The organism is Actinocorallia lasiicapitis (assembly GCF_054778695.1).
Genome location: NZ_BAAGZI010000773.1, coordinates 1 through 1,072, shown reverse-complemented (window position 1 = coordinate 1,072; position 1,072 = coordinate 1). Strand labels below are relative to the sequence as shown.

Annotated in this window: 2 protein-coding genes; one reads left to right on the top strand and one right to left on the bottom strand. The window is 73.1% G+C overall.

What is annotated here, in order from left to right:
- A partial coding sequence (locus ACYVE7_RS34520; protein ID WP_460370837.1) for a LysR family transcriptional regulator occupies positions 1-255 on the bottom strand: 255 nt, incomplete at its 3' end.
- 75 nt (positions 256-330) lie between these two features.
- On the opposite strand from ACYVE7_RS34520, the gene ACYVE7_RS34515 reads away from it, so the two are divergent.
- Entirely contained in the window at positions 331-1,047 is a 717-nt protein-coding gene (locus ACYVE7_RS34515; RefSeq protein WP_460370835.1) for a CTP synthase C-terminal region-related (seleno)protein, read from the top strand.
- Positions 1,048-1,072 lie beyond the last annotated feature (25 nt).

The following is a 1,072-nucleotide window of genomic DNA, read 5'->3' as shown; positions in this document are numbered from 1 at the left end:
CCGGGCGAGCCGGGCGATGTCGTCGCGGGCGGCGTCGAGCCGGAGCAGCAGCGGGACGGCGTGCTCCATCAGCCGGTCGCCGACCGGGGTGGGCGCGACCGGCCTGCGGGTCAGCAGCGCCGCGCCGAGCTCCTGTTCCAGCCCCGCGATGTGCTGGGAGACGGCCGACTGCGTGTACCCGAGCTCGGTCGCGGCCGCCGAGAACGAGCCGAGCCGGGCGACGGTCACGAACGTGCGCAGCAGATGCGGATCCATGAGTATCAGTATCGCTAATACCTGCACCGCAGATCATCATTGGACGTGAACTTCCTGCCACGGGACGATGGGGACATGCTTCAGCACACCGCACGGATCGCCCTGGTCGGGGACCGATCGGAGAACTACCGCGCCCACGCCCGCATCCCCCGGCTGATCGACGCCCTCGCCGACCGCGACAGGCTCGTCCTGGACGCCTACTGGATCCCCTCCGCCGAAGGCGGCGACGGCCTGGAGGGCTTCGACGCGATCTGGGCGCTGCCCGGCAGCCCCTACCGGAGCGAGGCGGGGATGCTCGCGGCCATCCGCACCGCCCGCGAGCAGCGGATCCCGCTGCTCGGCACCTGCGGCGGATTCCAGCACGCCGTCCTTGAGTACGCGCGGAACGTCGCGGGGGTGCCCGAGGCGGGCAACGCCGAGTCCGATCCCGACGGGGAGCGGCTGGCGATCGTCCCGCTGGAGTGCTCGCTGGCCGGGCACGAGACCGAGGTGCGGATCCGGCCGGGCTCCCGCGCCGAGGCCCAGCTCGGCCCGGAACGCACCACCGAGCGCTTCTTCTGCACCTACGGCGTCAGCCCGGACTTCCTTCCGCTGCTGGACGCCGCCGGGCTGGTCTTCTCCGGCACCGACGCCGACGGCGAGGTCAGGATCGTGGAGCTGCCCGACCACCCGTTCTTCCTGGGCACCCTGTTCCAGCCCGAGCTGGCCGGCGACGGCAGCCGCGCCCACCCGATCATCCGCGGGTTCGCCGCGGCCGCCGTCGAGCACGCCGCGGCGGTGGCCCGTGCCTGACCAGCTCGTGCCCGGCCAGCTCGCC

Bases quoted from the DNA above. Each gene is read 5' to 3' on its own strand.
- ACYVE7_RS34515 (WP_460370835.1), top strand. From the start codon at position 331: ATGCTTCAGCACACCGCACGGATCGCCCTGGTCGGGGACCGATCGGAG.